Genomic DNA, 17,887 nt, shown 5'->3' with positions numbered 1-17,887 from the left:
GCACTAAACCTCGTTATGACCATTAATCTCTGCTAAACAAATCTCTTGTGTAAACCTTTTCCGCTACATCTACCAGACCTTCTGACATCCGGTTTGCAACAATGACATCCGCCTTTTCTTTAAACTCTCGTAAATCCGCGTATACTCTTGAATTAAAAAACTCATCTGTTAACGAAGGTTCATACACAATTACCTCAATACCCTTCGCCTTGATCCGCTTCATGACACCTTGGATAGCCGACTGTCTAAAATTATCCGAATCCATCTTCATCGTCAGCCGGTAGATGCCGACCACCTTCGGATTACGCTTCAAAATCATCTCCGCCACATGGTCCTTGCGTGTCCGGTTCGCGTCAACAATCGCCGACATGATATTCTGCGGCACGTCCGAATAGTTCGCGAGCAACTGCTTCGTATCCTTCGGCAAGCAGTAGCCGCCATAGCCGAACGACGGATTGTTGTAATGATCCCCGATTCGCGGGTCCAGGCTGACACCGGCAATAATCTGCTCCGTATTCAGCCCCCTCACCTCGGCATACGAATCCAGTTCATTGAAGAACGCTACCCGCATCGCCAGATACGTATTCGCGAACAGCTTGACCGCCTCGGCCTCCGTCGAATCCGTGAACAGAACCGGAATGTCCTCCTTGATCGCCCCCTGAACGAGCAGATCCGCGAACACCCTCGCCCGCTCCGACCGCTCCCCGACGACGACCCGCGACGGATAGAGATTGTCATACAGCGCCTTGCCCTCCCGCAGGAACTCCGGCGAGAAAATAATATTGTCCGTCTCGAACTTCTCCCTCACCGACTGCGTGTACCCGACCGGTACCGTCGACTTGATCACCATTACCGCATCGGGATTGATCGACAGAACCGTCGCGATAACCGCCTCCACGCTTCGCGTGTTGAAGTAATTCTTCTCCGGATCGTAATTCGTCGGCGTCGAGATGATAACATAATCTGCCTCTTTATACGCAACGTAGTTGTCGGTTGTTGCAGTCAGCTTGAGATTCCCTGTCGCAAGATACTGCCCAATCTCCCGATCAATAATCGGCGACTTCCCCGAATTGATCAGGTCGACCTTTTCTTGAATGATATCGAGCGCAATAACCTCATTGTGCTGAGCCAGCAGCACCGCGTTGGAGAGTCCGACGTATCCTGTCCCGGCTATGGTGATTTTCATAGGGAACCTCCAAATTTTACACGGTAATTTAGTTATTCTCATTTTGAATAGCGATTTTTCGTTAGATCAATGGTCGGCTTTGTATATTACATCAGTCCGGTTATCTCTTCCCATGTAAAAAATATTCTCTCTATATCCGATTCAAATAATTGATTTCCTGTTTGAACTTCAATGAATTCTAAATCAGAAATAGCTTTAATTGCATGTTTGGTTTCTTTAGGAATGCGCAAAACATCCCCGGATTTTACCGTTTTGATCTCATCGTTTATAACAAACTCTCCGTGTCCAGAGATGATCGTCCAGACTTCACTCCTAATATAATGCTTGTGGTAACTTAAATTCCTCCCAGATTTAACACAAACCCTTTTTGTTAGAACTTCATCTTCATCCTCAAACTTAGTATAATCCAGAACTCTAAACCAGCCCCAGCGACGCTCCTCATACATAGGCGGTTGTTCATAACCCTTTAAAGTTTCTTTTAGTCTAGGACTGGCACTTTTTTCACTTACTAGTATACCGTCCGATGAAACTGCAATAACCGCATCCTTGACTCCCAAAACAGTTACTGGGATATCAAGTTCATTTACTATATGTGTATTAGTTGAATCCTCACTTAATATGCCTTTACCAATTATATTCCTTGACATTGTTTCAACCAAGGTGTTCCACGTTCCTAAATCCTTCCAGTCACCTTCGTATGCAATTGCTACGATTCTCTTCGCCTTTTCAACAACTGCATAATCAAAACTAGTCTTCTCCAGAAGATTATAATTATTCAATAAAGCATCATATTGAACAGGCAATCCTTTATCATGCAACAAAGAGATTAAGTACTCTAATTTAAAAGCAAAAACACCGCAATTCCATAAAGCGTTTTGAACTATTAATTCTATAGCCTCGATTTCAGTAGGCTTTTCTTTAAAGTGACTAACATCCAAATAATCAGTTCTAGAACTTTGTTCTGGAACAATATATCCATATTTCTCAGAAGGATAAGTTGGCTTTACACCTATTAAAGCTAAATCTGCTTCTGATTTTTTCAATGTAGTCTCTAAGTCTATAATTCTATCAAAAAAATTATTATCGACAAATGGGTCCACCGGCAATACAATGACTACCTCATCCATACTCGCCTGTGCCATAGACATTAAATACGAAGCCGCTAACGCAATGGCTGGAAAAGTGTCACGTCGTTCAGGTTCAATAACTAATGAAACTTGGCTTCCTAACTGACTATGAATCATTTCTACTTGGGCCTTACTCGTAGCAATGACAGTCGAATCACTTAACTTATGATTTTCCAGTTGGTTCCATACACGTTCCACCATGGATTCAAGCTGACCCTCATTATTTTCAATTACTCTGAGAAATTGCTTTGATCTTGCATCATTCGATAGTGGCCATAGTCTCTTTCCAGAGCCGCCTGACAAAAGGATAAGCTTCATGAATTAGACCTCATTCCCAAAAACTTAAAATTCCAAAAGTTGAGCACGTTTACCTTTTACCATTTCAATGAGACCAACAAATTACTTATACCATTTATTGTATTAATTATGAGTGGTCACCATAGAAACCCTAACTATTATAGTGAAATCTCTAAACCCTAGTATAAAAATATCTCCAAACCCTTTAGCTACCCAACCTAACTTAACCTTTCCATAGATTTTCCATATTACAATCACCCTCCTAAATTGGAATTATATCACCCTAATACCAATGAACTTCGACATTAGATTCAACAATAGTAGCCCTTATCAATGTTCTTTTGATATACTCTTCATGATTTCTATTATTTTGGGGGTTACTGTGACTACATATTCTATAAATCATCTCACCGAACAATCCTCGGTAAAAGTTGGCTTTCGGGAGCAATTATTAATCCTATTGTTATTCATTTTCGGATTAAATATCCCGTCGTACTCGTCTATCTCATTACTATGCGCAGCTGTAATAACAATACTTTTAAGAAATAAAATTATTTTAAAACAAGGAATCTTGCTCGATACCTCAATCTTGTTTTTATTCTCATTTTTATATATTTCAATTGGAGCTTACTATAAACTCTTTCCAATTGCTGATATGAAGAATGGACTTTTGTTTGTAGGCTCCTACCTTGTTGGCTACTTTTTTGCCCAGCAATTTAGAAATATTAAGCTGGCAATAATGATCCCCCTTTCCGGTTTTGTTGTGTTCGCATTCATGTCAACTTATACAGAATCTAAAAGCATTGGCACATTCCCTATCGCTCATAGATCCGCACACTCTTACTGGTCACCTGATGTAGTCATAAACGGTCCAGTTTATGGAATTTACTTTTCATTAGGAATGGCAGCAATTAGTCTCTTATTCACGAACATTAAATTGAGATATAAGATGCTTGTCTTACTCCTCCCAATTATGTCGATATACGGAAACTCTGCTCTTTTGAACAGGACGCCAATGTACATTGGATTTATCGTAATCATTTCATGTCTGTCCATCTACTTTTTTAATAAAAAACTTAAATTACGAGATTATTTTGCTTTTTCTGTAGTACTATTGCTGTTGTTCTACGTCTACAATCGTTACACATCTTTTATTACTAACTCCGATATTCTTCAAAGAATCTTTTCCGAAGAACTGCAAAGCTCCAGATACACCTTATGGAAAGAAGGGTTTGTGGGCCTGATTATGCATCCTTTAGGCGGGCTAAAAACAGAGTTAGAGGGGAACTTCACCCATAATTTCTGGCTTGATATCGGAAATTATGTTGGAGTATTCCCTGTAATTCTCATCATTGTATTTCAAATACGGCATGCATCTTCAATTCTCAAGCTAATTAAAGCAAACATTGAACGATATTTAATCGTTAGTTTATTCATTGCAATATTCGTTAGTTCGTTCGTTGAACCCGTATTGATTGCCTCTCCCGTATTCGTTGCTTATATCCTCTATGTTTGTGGATACCTAAAAACAATCCAAATGGAACAAGAAAACCTCCTCACATGATGGAGGTTTTTCTATGTCCAGCAATCTGTACGCATCAAAACTCAGGAGCGATTCTGCTGCAATCCACACTGTTTAATCCTCAACAATTTTCTCAGAATATTTACTTCTCATTTACGTTAAGCCAATTGATAATACAGTGTCTTTCCCAAATACAGAGCAACTAAAAAAAGAAAAACGCACCGTGCAATCAGAACGGGTAACATGTTGAAACCGAGCATCAGTGTAACCTTTATCTATTGTGAAATTCTCTGTAAAATTCTATCGTTTCTGAGCTACATCTGTCCCAAGAGTATTTCTTCTCTTGTTCGTACCCCTTCGTAATTAATTTATTTCGAAGGTCCGTATTTTCTAGGGATATACTCAGCTTATCGCTCATGTCCTCGAGAGAGTACGGATCAAAGTACAACCCAGCTTCCCCCATTATCTCTGGTATTGAGCTTTTATCACTCGCTAACACCGGACATCCATAATACATTGCTTCCAAAGGAGGTATACCAAATCCCTCGTAAAGAGAGGGATAAACGAACAATGATGCAAAATAGTATAAGTTTGACAAAGTATCATCAGAACCACCATAGTGATGGACCTTGTTTATAATATTATTTGTCGATAGATATTCTCTTTCTTCTTTAGAGAACTCTCCTCCTCCAAAGCATACGATGTGATAATTATCTCTTGTCATGCTGTTACTTACATAAGCTTGTAATAACAATTTAAAGTTTTTATAACCTTTTCTGTCGCCAACATATAGAATGTAAGGGGCCGCAACTATTCTTTGATTCTTCACTTCTTTTTTTAGTGAATTACCATGATAAATAACTTTGATTTTTTCCTGTGGGACATTATACATATCAACAAGATCCTTTTTTGTCGATTCGGAAATACAAATTATCCCGTCAGCATTTTTAATGGAGATTTTTTTCTGATTCGTTGTATTATCATTTTCAGAGAAGTATTCGGGGAATTTTTCATGAATCATATCGTGAACCGTAAGAATTTTGGCAGCTTTAGTCCGGTGGTTTTTTCTTGAATAATAGGTTTGATGGTATATATCAAATTTATTATGTTGAAGATGCCTGGAAAACAACATTTCATTTAGCAATAGAAATGCTTTATACGACTTAGGAAGCATAGGACGCATTATACCAAAGTAATTGCTCATATATTCTTTATAGTCTTCTAATCCATACTGATTAATATGAAAACCTAAAAAAGCCGAAACCTCTGCATCATTATCCCTGGAAACCCTTTGGATAAGCTCGTAAAAATACCTGGAAATTCCACCGTATCTTTGAAATGAGAATACATTAAAATCATAAACAATTTTCATATCGTTCTCCTCAAAGTATTTCTATCATTCACGATCCGTGTGCTTGAGATTCTATTAGATTTAAAACATATTTCCGATATTTCTCTCCAATGACGTTCACAGAGTATTTTCGATTGACATACTCTATTCCATTTTGACTTCTCGTCATATACAACTCATCACTATATAACAATCCTTTAATCGCTTCCGTAGTAGCTACAATATCGCGTTCTTCAACGAAGGAAGCAATATCTTCTCTTGCTAAATAGGTTATCCCACCGCATCTCGTCGTAATAATAGGAAGACCGCAGGCCATAGCTTCAATATTTACAACCCCAAAGAATTCTTCCCAATCGGAAATGGAGATAGGATGGCCTATAAATAAACCGGAGCTCTGATATAAGCTTGCTACATTGCTGTGGGACACAGGATCGGTGAATTCAACATTGTTGCTGATTCCTTCGTCTTCAATAAGTCTGGTTAGAAAGTTTTTCGCAGGCCCGCTTCCTACGATCCTTAATTTCACTTCTTTATCTTCTCTAATCACAGGAGCAACCGCTTCAATGATATACTGTATCCCTTTCTCCAAAACCAATCGGGCTACGCATATAATTGTTTTCCTTTCAGTTGTCACACTGTTGTTTATCTTAAACAATTCCGTATCAACGGGGTGCCCTAACACAATTAATCTTGATAATATGGATTCGTCCCGATACCCTAGATCTCTGAAGCGTTCAGCCGTTTTAGGCGTTGGAATCCAAATCAGGCTTGATTGTTTCAATGCCCAACTCGCAAATTTTTTATGCCCTTTCCAGAACAAACTATATCCAGCCCCCATTGTGGTTAGAGACGCGTCGACGACCAAAGGAATTGACCACTTTTTAGCGGCATAAGCAGCATGTATCCCTTGGCTGTATATAGTAGGATCAACGCTTAGGATAATGTCATATCCCTTTAATACTTTAACGACATCCCTCCTGAACCCGAATGGTTTTAATGGCAAAGGAGTAAACGGCATAGTCTTCCTAGACTTTTTGGGAACATTAATTACTTTAAGATTCTTATCTTCAAAGGGATCTTCTTCATCCTTGATGACGGTAAATTCCCATCCATACTTACGTTGTAAGTACTTATATATAAGCGCCATTGCCTCGAATGCAGTTCCATTCGCAATCACACCCGGTCGATAAATAGCTATTCTCAGTTGAGGCACATTGCCCCCCTCTTTCCACTATTACTGATTTCCTCTATTTTCTCTTCTTAATATCCAAGTTAAAAATAAGGCCTTCGTTTGATATATAAATAGCGGCCTAGTTTTCGAATAAAGAGCGTTCGTCAAATATGATGCGAATGCTTGAGAAATTAGAGTAGCATATGCAGCCCCAATCATCCCGTACTTGGGTATTAAGAAAAGGTTAAGGATAATGTTGGTCAAGGCGCCTATTCCGTTGGTAGCAAAAGAAAACTTCATTAGGCCTTCATTGAGAATATAAGGATTTCTAGCAACACCTAGAAATACAAATATTGCAGACCAAATATGTATATTTAGAACCTTGCCGGCAACAGCATATTCGTTCCCGTACAACAAGTTAACTATTGTATCCGATAGAAAAGTCATTGGTATGGCGATTCCAATCGATAATATGGCAACCACATTAAATAGCTGTTGATTAAGAGTGTCATACTTTATACGATTTCCGTCCCTCTTAGAACTTGCGATAATTGGCGCAAGAGAAGACACGATGGCAGTCGGTATAAAGTACCACACCTCCGAAAGTCTTACAGCAGCGGAATAGATTCCAACATTTTCACTATTTTTAAGTTGACCCAGCATGATTTGATCTATCTTCATATAAATAACGACAACAATATTGGAGAATATTAATGGCCAACTGTCCCTTAATAAATTCCGAGCTAATGAAAATCTAGCTTTCCATTTAAATAAGTCAAACTCCTTCTTTTGATAAATAAACATCATAAAGATTGAGCCTAAGCCTATTTCAAGAACACCAGCTATGGCGAAAGCCATCAAATCAGCACCAGTTAGTATTAGTCCAACCTTTAGTATAGAAATCATAATAAAGGATGCACTTCTAGCATAAACCGTAAACTTCGATTTGATGTTAGCTTGGAACCAAAAATCTATCGCATCCATAGATTGAAAAATGGACCCTAAAGAAACTACCATTACTAGCAAAACGCTTTGATGGTCATCTCCGCGAATTACCAAAATAGTCACTAATGATACAACAGTTAATAGCACTCCGCCTACTAACTTCAGTAAGAATGTTGTACCTAAAATTTCTCGTTTTTTTTCAGCATGGTGGGCCAGATTTCTAACTACAATTCCATCTAGACCTAGCGCTGAAAAAGCAGCAAACAGGGCAACGAATGCCTGGGCAAAATTTAACAAGCCAAAATCACTTGGCCCCAGGTATCTCGCTACCCATATACTAACAAAAACCCCAACACCCATTCTAAAGAATCTATCAAATACCAACCAACTGATATTTGATAGAATGATCACCTTATTACTTAATTTCTCTCGTATCATCTTTGGAACATACTTTGTCATACTCACCTGGATACCCGCATGTTAGTGCACATCAATATTCGTATACCATTCGTATACCGTTTTTATGCCTTCGATAAGGGAAGTTCGATGTTGCCATTCGGTACTCCTTAATAAACTGACATCCAGTAGCTTTCTTGGAGTGCCGTCCGGTTTTGATAAGTCGTTTATAATTTCCCCTTCATAACCGACAACACTTTTTACAATCTTCGCCAGTTCGCCGATCTCAATATCTTGTCCGGTTCCAATATTAACATGCTTATCTCCACTATAACTCTCCATTAAGTGTACGCATGCATCCGCTAAATCATCGACATATAAAAACTCGCGTTTAGGTTTCCCCGTTCCCCACATGACTACTTCTTTTAAGCCATTTACCTTCGCCTCATGAAACTTCCTAATTAGGGCAGGCAATACGTGGGATGTTTCAAGATCAAAATTATCATTGATCCCGTAGAGATTAGTGGGCATAGCCGAAATGTAGTCACAGCCATACTGTTGCCTATAGAACTTACATAGTTCTATACCGCTTATTTTTGCAATGGCATAGGCTTCGTTTGTTTCTTCCAACGCTCCCGTAAGCAAATACTCTTCTTTAATGGGCTGTGCCGCCATTTTAGGGTATATGCATGAAGATCCTAAAAACAGTAATTTTTCAACTTTATTTGCATAAGCACTATGGATGACATTGGCTTCTATCATTAGATTATTGTAAATAAATTCTGCCGGATAAGTTTTATTAGCCAGTATGCCTCCAACTTTAGCTGCTGCCAAGATAACGTATTCCGGTTTTTCACACTCAAAGAAAGCTTCGACCTCTTCCTGGCGGACTAGATTTAGTTCTTTGGATGTTCGCGTAACAATGTTAGAGTATCCTCTACTTTCAAGGTTTCTTACAACTGCACTTCCAACCATGCCAGCATGACCGGCCACATATATTTTAGAATCTGTATTCATTGGTTCACCTCTTAATCAAATTCTCTTCTAATTCTTTCTTCACGCTCAACGAGCTTCAAATCGCTTGCAACCATAATTTTTACCAATTCAGTGAAACTTGTGTTCGTTGGATTCCAGCCCAACACTGTTTTTGCCTTTGTAGGATCACCTAATAGTTGCTCTACTTCCGCTGGTCTGAAGTATTTAGGATCTACCTCAACAATAACTTCTCCTGTGGCCTTGTTTATACCCTGTTCTTGTTCCCCTTCGCCCTGCCATTCCAATTCAATATCCACTTCTTTGAATGCCAAATTGGCGAATTCTCGAACGGTATGCATCTCGCCTGTTGCGATCACAAAGTCTTCCGGAACGTCTTGTTGTAACATGAGCCACATGCACTCCACGTAGTCCTTAGCATAGCCCCAGTCACGTCTTGCATCTAGATTACCCAAGTACAGTTTTTTCTGTGTGCCCTTATTTATTCTAGCAGCTGCTAGCGTTATTTTTCTTGATACGAAGGTCTCTCCTCTTCGCTCTGATTCATGATTAAATAGAATTCCATTTACAGCAAACATATCATATGCTTCTCTGTAGTTCTTTGTAATCCAGTATGCATAAAGCTTCGCGACTCCATAAGGACTTCTAGGATAGAATGGTGTATTTTCGGTTTGAGGCACCTCAACTACTTTTCCATACAACTCAGAGGTAGAAGCTTGATAGATCTTTGTCTTTTGCTCATAGCCCAAGAACCTAACGGCTTCAAGTAATCTTAAGGTTCCAATACCATCGGCATCAGCCGTATATTCTGGCACCTCGAATGACACCTTAACATGCGACATTGCAGCTAGGTTATAGATTTCATCGGGCTTTATCTCGCGAATAAGACGTATTAAGTTAGTTGAATCCGTCATATCACCATAATGTAATTGAACTCTTCTACTTAGATGCATATCCTTCAGGAGCTCATCAATATATAAGTGCTCAATTCTACCGGTATTAAACGATGAACTTCTTCTGATTATGCCGTGAACAATGTAATTCTTACTCAATAAAAGCTCCGCAAGAAAGGATCCGTCTTGACCTGTAATACCAGTAATTATAGCTACTTTAGTTCCCATATGATATAACCTCACATTTTAGTTTGACTATTTCATAATATTGTCTAGCACATTGAAAATTGATTGCCTTGCCTTATCCCAAGAAAACTTACTAGTTAAATCTTTCCTTACCTTTACGAGATCTAAATTAGCGCTATACTCCTGACTCATAACTATTGCGTTCTTTAACTGTTTATTGTTTTCAAAATAGATTGCCGGATAATCTTCACATACCTCTCTTGCATAATCCTTATCCGCAACTATTATCGTTTTTCCATACCACATTGCCTCTATTAAAGGCAATCCAAACCCCTCTGAAAATGATGGATAAACCAAAGCCTTACAGTTCAGATATTGTTGTTTCAGTTCTTCTTCAGAGATATATCCCATTAATTTGATATTACTGTTAATTGCAGCTGCAGCAGTTACATCTTTGTTATTACAACAGCCACTAATCATATTGAGGGAATAGCGCTCATCCAATTCTGCAAAAACATCTGTTAGTAACCTTAAGTTCTTATTAGGTAAATCAGCCCCAATGTAAATGAATGCCTCTTCCACATTCATCTTGGTTGTAACATCTTCTTCTTTGATACTAAATTTAATTCCATTATAAATGGTTATAATTTTGTCTTCTTTAAGATTGTAAAACTCCTGCAATTTTCTTTTGGTCGTATTTGAAACCGAAATGATAGCCCTACACCTTTTTAGTAGAGGCCCAAGGTAGTATTTATAATACTTATGAAGTAAAGGCCAATGTGCTGGATACTCCAACGGCATAATATCATGGATTATCATTATCGTATTTTTTGCACAAAGAATGTTGGGAAGCAGTTGGTTCATATTTAAGATCAATACTTGATCTTTAGTAAATAAAGTATGAAAGGCGATCTGAAGTTCATCAAATAACATGCCCAGTATGTGAAATGGACCTCTTCTGTTCTGTAATCTAAATGCAATAGAATCAAAATCGGTTGTTTTGACATTCGTTTGAAAGACTACTTTATAACCATTTTCCAATAGTATATAGGCAAGCGGCAAAATACAATTTTGAAGATAGTTCTCCATGCTCGTATTAGGAATTACTTTACCTGTTCGTATAATTACTTTCCTTTTTTTCATTACCGATAAATCACCATCTTGATTACATCCTTAACAGTAAAGGGGATGCTATAAAGGTATTTGACGGACATGCCCTCTTTCCAGAATTGTTTTCTATTTGACTTAAGCATCGACTTCCCGCCAGTCTCGTAGGAAACAATAACCTCTGGAATATAGCGGTGCGAGCAATTCTTTTTCCTGCATCTCGCAAAAAATTCAAGATCCATTCGGATACCATAGTTGAGATTAAAGAGACCTATTTTATTAAACACGGTATTACTAACAAATGCCCCTTGATGAGGTACATCGGACATTTTCCATATATCGTTTTCATTATCCTTATAACTATTAGCCGGAATAAATTTCTGCCCTTCGACATGCACCTTATAGAAGAGGATATCTACAGGATTCCTAGCCCATTCTTGTGCGACATTGTATAATACAATGTCATCAATAAAGGTATCTCCGCTGTTTAAAAAAAACAGCACTTCGCCTGTAGCATTTAATATTCCCTTATTAAACGCATCTGAAATTCCATTGTCTCTCTCACTTATCCAACTAGATACTTCACTGGAGTATTGCTCGATCAGATCTACCGTTCCATCAGTAGAGCCGCCATCAACGATTACAAACTCAATATTCGAGTAGCGTTTTTTTTGCTGCAATACGCTTTGTATGGTTCGTTCCAGCCCAGTCACGTTGTTATATACGATTGTTACTATTGAAACTTTAGGGGGAATCCCACCCTCGCCACTAATAACCAAATTAATTCCTCATTTCTGTATGTTCTCAGAGGTTATTGTCAAATTTGCAACCAATTCGGCTCAAGGAAGTACTGGTTAAAATAATTCCCTCTGGGTGCAATAACCATTGACTCCTCTGGGTTTTCTTTCAACCAAGCCCCCCACCAACTAAAGGTACTCGCTGACATTATGCTATGTGTGCACTTTGCCATACACATTAAATCATCAATATCGTTATGTAAGGTATTAAATTGAACAAACCGACTGTTGATAGCGTCTCCAAACTCGTTCCTTACCCAATCCATATCGTCTGAAAAAAAGAAGAAGACTGGATTATTCTGCTCTCGACTTATTTTACTAATTGCATCGTGATAGTATTGAGGTCTCGTGTAATGTCCTATCGTTCTGCCTCTAGAATTAATATAATCTGCACGCCGAATATGAACAGCAACGCTATTTGTTTGGCTTATTTCATCTAAAGTGTCTTTAACTTCTTGTAAATAGTGATAAGTAGGCTTAAATTGAAGAATAAGCTCTTTTCGAAAATCTGAAAAATACTTCGTTGTCTGCCAGTACCCATCCACATATAAATTCTTGCAATCAATATTAAAAATATGATCAAGGAATGTTTGCCGGGTCTCTTTGACAAAAGTTATTTCAGATCCTGCTTTAATCGAAAAGGTTGGGAACACCCGAATAGCTTTGTTAATGTACTTATTCTCTAAAATTCGAACTCCGAAAGGGATCTCATTCATAATTTCCCCTTTCTCAATCCTTAATTGATCTAACTTAAAGTTCCTTTTCCCAACATGTTTTGGCTGATGGGTATAAAAATGCGTGTCAAGCATCAACTCTGCCTGTTTTACCTTGGCAAGGCTATATCCAAATGCATATTGAAACAACTGGTTACCAAGTCCACCCCATATCTTAACTGCGATCACTCTATTCACCATCCGTATATTTTAAGACAAATTAAATCTTATGCTTAAATTTTTCCCCATATCAAGTGCTGAATTTTATCTAATATTACTTTATAGCTCTCCTTACGATTGAAGCGTTCTTCTGCAAGCTTTTTGGCATTTCTAGAATACTCCGTCAATCTTTCTTTACTTTGAGTAATATCTAATATGGCTCCTTTTAATGAAGGGATATTACCCGGTTTATAATTCATACCGATTCTATTATTTTCTACTAGGCTTAGAACCTCTGTCTCTTGGCATGAGTTTAATATTGGTAAACTAGCAGACATATAATCTCCTAACTTATTTGTTATTGTCTGCTTAGCATTCTGCTTTATTGCATTAAGAGCGATATCTGAATTTTGTAAATAAGAAACCATCATTTCATATTGTATAAACCCATGGAAAAACACATTAGTATCTAAAATTCCTAAATCCATTGATAGTGCTCTCAACTTTTTCTCATCTGGGCCTGACCCCAAAATATTCAATTTAATATTCTTATATTCCTTCAACTCTGAAAAAGCCCGAATTGCGGTTTCTATATCATAGCTATGACTTAAAGTGCCGATATAAGAGATCCATATATCATCTTCATTCTTAACAATGCTTGAAGATGAATTATTTTGATTAAACCTATCAATTTCTGCACCGATGTAAACGGGTATAAATTCTTTGCACTTTGTACCTGAAACATTCGCCCTGTTCGCATATGTTTCAGAAACCCCGAACACTAAATCGGCCATTTTATAGATCTTGTTAGCCAATTGAGTAAATGGATACATTATAAACCTTACCGTGAGCTTATCGGTATCTATTGCTGATGATATTGATTCCGGCCAAGTGTCTTGTATATCAATAATAAATGGTATTTTATTTTTCTTTGCATATTTGCCTGCTACATATGACACGCTCATAGTGGGATATGCAGAATATATGATATGCGGTTTTTCTAGTTGTTTAATGTACCTCTTTAAATTTAGGCCATGTTTTATATGACTTACAACTCTTCCTAATGAAACATTCTTCTTATAACCTGTTTCAGGTATTAATTTCACTTCAAACGGGTAGCAACTTTCAACTTCATCAGTAATATGCTGCTTCTTCATATGATTAAAGTTACTCGTAAATAAAGTTACCTTATAGCCTTCGTTATATAGCATATGTGATATATATTGAAATCTATTTCTTGTACCGATGTTATCAATATTTGAAAATGGCGCTATTATCCAAACGTTCTTCATAATTCCACCTATGTTTCATTGTGTTAAATTTTAACTCCCTATATTCGTAGAAATTATATTATTTTAGCCGCCTCAATGGACCTCCAACATACGTACCAGCTTCTTCTACATCCCTTATAACCACTGCACCTGCACCGATTTTGCAGTCACTTGTAATTTTAATGTTATTACTTAAAACACCGCCGATGCCAAGCCATGTATTATTTCCGATCTCTACCGACCCGGCTAGTTTCACTCTAAGAGAGAGATGTACAAAATCCTCTATCGTATTGTCATGTTCTACTATTGCATCTCAATTGATAAGGGAACATTCCATATTTTACTATATTTTCCAGTTCCAGCAGGGATGAAATTAAGAGGTTTTCCTTTATCCCCAATTTATAGTCTTTCAGGCTATAGTGCCCACCTCGATTGATTCTTATTGTTTGTATGGGGTATATTTTTCTTATATAAAAATCCTTCTCCGGATTATCCCCAACATAGATCATTTCTTCGAACTCAACATTTAATCTTTCCTTCATAATCTCAAAGGCCCTAGGATGAGGCTTCCAATATTCTCTCCCCAGATCATCAGTTACAATAATTTCATCAAATATTTCATCTGCTTTGGTAACATTAAGTTTCTGATGCTGAGCTCTTGTAAACCCATCAGTAATAATACCCAATTTTATATGTTTACTTTTTATCAACTTTATACAAGGAATTACATCTTCAAAAAAATCTATACATGGCATATGATTACGATATTCAATTACCAAATTATCTATCTCTTCTTGGGAGTACGTAACTTCCAACTTTTCAAAAAGTCGATTGAATACCTTTTGGGAATTTTCTTCAAAGAGTTCTATGAGCAGATGATATAACTCAAAACTGTTTTTCCCCAGTTTGAAACTTATTATGTTCGCAATATACTTATATCCACTTTCAATATACTGCCTTTCGGGGATAAGTGTGTCATCCAAATCAAAAATAATAGCTTTAATCATTGCAGTCTCACCATGTTCTCATCTAAACAAATACTGCTGTCGAACCTCACAAGCGTAAGTTGCTCTCTATATTCTTCGTTATATTCTAGCCCATGCCCGAGTAGTATTTTATAGAGATTTTCGCATGAATCAGCCCCGCTCTGAATACTCATCGGTGCCCCTCCACCGAAACGTGGGTTTATTTCGATATACTTTATTCCCCTTTTAGTTTTCATAAGCTGTACTGTTATGTGTCCAATCGGCTTTAGGACGTTCATCATCTCAGTAACATCGTCGATAATCTCCCGATCTTTCACAATTTTCCCTTTGGAAATTTCACCGCCACGTGTTGCCATTCTTAAGCGAGGAACTGTTGTTATCACAGTACTATCAAAATCCAGGAATACATCGACCGAATATTCGTCACCTTCGATGTACTCTTGAACTATGGGATGATCAATTATTTGTTTATATACAGCTAGTTCGCTTTTATTATTTACTTTAAATGCATTAATGCTTGAGCTGCCCGATTTTGGTTTGATGAATAACGGAAACTCTATGTTCTCAGTCGCAATTTCTGTATCAGTGTACATTTTGGGAACTCCGAATCCATGCTCCTCCAAAAATCTTTGGGTTGCCGTCTTATCTCTACATACTTGAATAATTTGAATATCAGATATAAGAACTTTTGCTTTCGTGTTCACTTCTATAAGGTTCTTATTCTCAGCAAGTAATAATAATTCTGTATCAATTGTCGGCACGACGAGCGAAATATTTTCTTTAACACAAACTTCTATAATAGATTTGATATAGTTAGGCTCATTAATCCTCGGAAATTGTACAGCTCTATTGGCAAAGAATAAAGCTGGAGCTGTGTCGGAACAATCCCCTGCAACAATATTACTCTTAATCCCTAGTTTCTCAGCCGCCTTTTGAAAGCAGGTTACTAATTCAACTCTTCTACCGGCGCTTAATATAAGTATATTGATCTCTGTCATGATCTACCGCTCACCTTACTTCCTTCAAAATACTCCATTGTCACAGATGTGTCTGAACTAATCCCTTCCTTAACAAATACCTTTTTAAAAGTAGACAACAGAATCCTCATATCTCTGGTAAAACAAACATTATCTACGTACTTAACATCTAAATCAAACTTACTCTCCCAGCTTATAGCATTTCTCCCGCTGATCTGCGCCAATCCAGATAATCCAGGTCTTACTTCATGCCTTCTCTTCTGCTGCTCATTATAGAGGGGAAGATACTGAACAAGTAGTGGCCGAGGGCCAATCAGAGACATATCGCCCTTAATGATATTAATCAACTCAGGCAGCTCATCAAGCGAAGTAGAGCGTAAGAGTCTTCCAAATTTAGTGAGGCGAACATGATCCGGCAATTGTTCTCCATTGTCATTCCGCTTATCCGTCATTGTCCTAAACTTGTACATTTTGAATATACGTTCATTCATTCCCGGACGGGATTGTGTAAACAGCACGGGGCTTCCCAACTTAATCCTTACAAGCAACGCAACAATAAGAAAGACTGGGCTTAGAATAATGAGAGCCAATAAGGCTAACGTCAAATCCATAGGTCTCTTAACGAACCTACTATAAATTTCGCCGTTAGAGTTCTTCATTATCTCAACCACAGTCCTTTTATTAGTGCTGTGACTCTGTTCAAGTTCTCATCCGTCATCTTCGTATCTGAAGGCAAGCATACCCCATTCTCGAACAACTGCTCCGCCACATCGGTTCCAATGTAATCGTATTGTTCGAAGTAAGGCTGCATATGCATCGGCTTCCATACGGGACGAGATTCGATATTTTCCCGCTCGAGCACTTCTATGATATCAATTGGCCGCACCTTGCCTGTGAGAACAGTCGTGCTTAGCCAATAGTTAGGCTCGTTCCATTCATTGCTTGGCATAAACTCAATGCCATCCAGATTCCCAAGTTCACGCTTATAGAATTCGAGGATGTACTTTTTCTTCTCGACTCTTTGTTTCAGCACCTTAAGCTGGCCTCTGCCAATTCCGGCTACGACATTACTCATTCGGTAATTATAGCCGAGTTCGCTATGTTGATAGTGTCTCGCCGGATCGCGACTCTGTGTTGCCCAGAACCGTGCCTTGGCGATCTTGTCTTCAAGATTCGAGACAAGCATTCCCCCACCGGAGGTCGTAATGATTTTATTTCCGTTAAAAGAGAAGATGCCATAATCGCCAATCGTCCCGGTATGTTTCCCTTTGTAATAAGTACCTAGAGATTCGGCAGCATCTTCTATAACGGTGGCATTATAACGGCGACAGATTTCCATGATTCTGTCCATGTCCGCAGACAGACCATATAGGTGTACAACAATCACGGCTTTTGCGTGCGGATATTTGTGAAAGGCTTGTTCTAACGCTTCGGGACACATGTTCCAAGCCTTATAATCGCTATCGATAAAGACCGGCGTTGCGTTCTGATAAATGATTGGGTTGGCAGTCGCCGAGAACGTTAAGGTCGGACAAAAAACGATATCGCCCTCACCTACGCCGGCAGCCTTTAGGGCTAAGTGTATCGCTGCCGTCCCGGACGAAAGGGCGGCGGCTGACTTAATTCCAACTTTCTGAGCCAACTCCCGCTCGAACGCATCGACATTCTCACCTAGCGGGGCAATCCAATTGGTCGCAAATGCTTCTTGTATATACTGCATCTCATAACCTTCATCGCTCATGTGAGGCGAGGAGAGATAGATTCTTTCTTTCATAGTCCTGGCTTCCTTTCGTGGCCTTTACGCCGCAGT

Annotated in this window: 16 protein-coding genes; 1 reads left to right on the top strand and 15 read right to left on the bottom strand. The window is 38.4% G+C overall.

What is annotated here, in order from left to right; all coding sequences use genetic code 11:
• Nucleotides 1–22: 22 nt before the first annotated feature.
• Entirely contained in the window at nt 23–1,186 is a 1,164-nt protein-coding gene (locus KB449_RS35720; RefSeq protein WP_282913184.1) for a nucleotide sugar dehydrogenase, read from the bottom strand.
• Nucleotides 1,187–1,272: 86 nt separating this feature from the next.
• Complete coding sequence (locus KB449_RS35715) at nt 1,273–2,631, bottom strand: sugar phosphate nucleotidyltransferase (RefSeq protein WP_282913183.1); 1,359 nt, start codon at nt 2,629–2,631, stop codon at nt 1,273–1,275.
• A 361-nt stretch (nt 2,632–2,992) separates the two neighbouring features.
• Between KB449_RS35715 and KB449_RS35710 the strand changes: the two genes are divergently transcribed.
• Complete coding sequence (locus KB449_RS35710) at nt 2,993–4,174, top strand: hypothetical protein (protein ID WP_282913182.1); 1,182 nt, start codon at nt 2,993–2,995, stop codon at nt 4,172–4,174.
• 229 nt (nt 4,175–4,403) lie between these two features.
• Here the strand turns inward: KB449_RS35710 and KB449_RS35705 are convergent, their stop codons facing one another.
• From KB449_RS35705 to KB449_RS35640, 13 genes are all read right to left on the bottom strand, one after another.
• A complete protein-coding gene (locus KB449_RS35705; protein ID WP_282913181.1) occupies nt 4,404–5,504 on the bottom strand; it encodes a glycosyltransferase family 4 protein in 1,101 nt (366 codons plus the stop codon).
• A 28-nt stretch (nt 5,505–5,532) separates the two neighbouring features.
• The gene (locus tag KB449_RS35700) at nt 5,533–6,696 is read right to left on the bottom strand and encodes a glycosyltransferase (protein ID WP_282913180.1); all 1,164 of its coding nucleotides are present in this window, start codon (nt 6,694–6,696) and stop codon (nt 5,533–5,535) included.
• A gap of 21 nt (nt 6,697–6,717) precedes the next feature.
• Nucleotides 6,718–8,058, bottom strand: coding sequence for a flippase (locus KB449_RS35695; RefSeq protein WP_282913283.1), 1,341 nt, complete (start codon nt 8,056–8,058; stop codon nt 6,718–6,720).
• 21 nt (nt 8,059–8,079) lie between these two features.
• Entirely contained in the window at nt 8,080–9,012 is a 933-nt protein-coding gene (gene fcl, locus KB449_RS35690) for a GDP-L-fucose synthase (RefSeq protein WP_282913179.1), read from the bottom strand.
• An 11-nt stretch (nt 9,013–9,023) separates the two neighbouring features.
• Nucleotides 9,024–10,109 carry a GDP-mannose 4,6-dehydratase gene (gmd, locus tag KB449_RS35685; protein WP_282913178.1) on the bottom strand — a complete coding sequence of 362 codons (1,086 nt, stop codon included), beginning with the start codon at nt 10,107–10,109 and terminating at the stop codon, nt 9,024–9,026.
• 27 nt (nt 10,110–10,136) lie between these two features.
• Entirely contained in the window at nt 10,137–11,210 is a 1,074-nt protein-coding gene (locus KB449_RS35680; protein WP_282913177.1) for a glycosyltransferase family 4 protein, read from the bottom strand.
• Nucleotides 11,210–11,953: a glycosyltransferase family 2 protein gene (locus KB449_RS35675; RefSeq protein ID WP_282913176.1), complete on the bottom strand. Its 744-nt coding sequence runs from the start codon at nt 11,951–11,953 to the stop codon at nt 11,210–11,212. Before KB449_RS35675 ends, KB449_RS35680 begins: the two co-directional genes overlap by 1 nt.
• Before the next feature lie 38 nt (nt 11,954–11,991).
• Nucleotides 11,992–12,873 carry an alpha-1,2-fucosyltransferase gene (locus tag KB449_RS35670; protein ID WP_282913175.1) on the bottom strand — a complete coding sequence of 294 codons (882 nt, stop codon included), beginning with the start codon at nt 12,871–12,873 and terminating at the stop codon, nt 11,992–11,994.
• Nucleotides 12,874–12,917: 44 nt separating this feature from the next.
• Entirely contained in the window at nt 12,918–14,135 is a 1,218-nt protein-coding gene (locus KB449_RS35665) for a glycosyltransferase family 4 protein (protein WP_282913174.1), read from the bottom strand.
• A gap of 272 nt (nt 14,136–14,407) precedes the next feature.
• Entirely contained in the window at nt 14,408–15,121 is a 714-nt protein-coding gene (locus KB449_RS35655) for an HAD family hydrolase (RefSeq protein ID WP_282913172.1), read from the bottom strand.
• Nucleotides 15,118–16,098 carry an ATP-grasp domain-containing protein gene (locus KB449_RS35650; protein ID WP_282913171.1) on the bottom strand — a complete coding sequence of 327 codons (981 nt, stop codon included), beginning with the start codon at nt 16,096–16,098 and terminating at the stop codon, nt 15,118–15,120. The genes KB449_RS35655 and KB449_RS35650 overlap by 4 nt, the downstream gene beginning before the upstream one ends.
• Complete coding sequence (locus tag KB449_RS35645; RefSeq protein WP_282913170.1) at nt 16,095–16,736, bottom strand: sugar transferase; 642 nt, start codon at nt 16,734–16,736, stop codon at nt 16,095–16,097. The genes KB449_RS35650 and KB449_RS35645 overlap by 4 nt, the downstream gene beginning before the upstream one ends.
• Entirely contained in the window at nt 16,736–17,851 is a 1,116-nt protein-coding gene (locus KB449_RS35640; RefSeq protein WP_282913169.1) for a DegT/DnrJ/EryC1/StrS family aminotransferase, read from the bottom strand. Before KB449_RS35640 ends, KB449_RS35645 begins: the two co-directional genes overlap by 1 nt.
• Between the last annotated feature and the right edge of the window lie 36 nt (nt 17,852–17,887).

It is taken from the genome of Cohnella hashimotonis, assembly GCF_030014955.1.
GTDB classification, from domain to species: Bacteria; Bacillota; Bacilli; order Paenibacillales; family Paenibacillaceae; genus Cohnella; species Cohnella hashimotonis.
Note: the sequence above shows the minus strand (reverse complement) of the source record. Positions and strands in the feature narration are given on the sequence as shown.

Excerpts from the sequence above, each read along its gene's own strand:
- KB449_RS35665 (WP_282913174.1), bottom strand. The coding sequence starts at position 14,135 with ATGAAGAACGTTTGGATAATAGCGCCATTTTCAAATATTGATAACATC.
- KB449_RS35715 (WP_282913183.1), bottom strand. The coding sequence starts at position 2,631 with ATGAAGCTTATCCTTTTGTCAGGCGGCTCTGGAAAGAGACTATGGCCA.
- KB449_RS35705 (WP_282913181.1), bottom strand. The coding sequence starts at position 5,504 with ATGAAAATTGTTTATGATTTTAATGTATTCTCATTTCAAAGATACGGT.
- KB449_RS35645 (WP_282913170.1), bottom strand. The coding sequence starts at position 16,736 with ATGAAGAACTCTAACGGCGAAATTTATAGTAGGTTCGTTAAGAGACCT.
- KB449_RS35695 (WP_282913283.1), bottom strand. The coding sequence starts at position 8,058 with ATGACAAAGTATGTTCCAAAGATGATACGAGAGAAATTAAGTAATAAG.
- KB449_RS35640 (WP_282913169.1), bottom strand. The coding sequence starts at position 17,851 with ATGAAAGAAAGAATCTATCTCTCCTCGCCTCACATGAGCGATGAAGGT.
- KB449_RS35720 (WP_282913184.1), bottom strand. The coding sequence starts at position 1,186 with ATGAAAATCACCATAGCCGGGACAGGATACGTCGGACTCTCCAACGCG.
- KB449_RS35680 (WP_282913177.1), bottom strand. The coding sequence starts at position 11,210 with ATGAAAAAAAGGAAAGTAATTATACGAACAGGTAAAGTAATTCCTAAT.
- KB449_RS35650 (WP_282913171.1), bottom strand. The coding sequence starts at position 16,098 with ATGACAGAGATCAATATACTTATATTAAGCGCCGGTAGAAGAGTTGAA.
- gmd (WP_282913178.1), bottom strand. The coding sequence starts at position 10,109 with ATGGGAACTAAAGTAGCTATAATTACTGGTATTACAGGTCAAGACGGA.
- fcl (WP_282913179.1), bottom strand. The coding sequence starts at position 9,012 with ATGAATACAGATTCTAAAATATATGTGGCCGGTCATGCTGGCATGGTT.
- KB449_RS35655 (WP_282913172.1), bottom strand. The coding sequence starts at position 15,121 with ATGATTAAAGCTATTATTTTTGATTTGGATGACACACTTATCCCCGAA.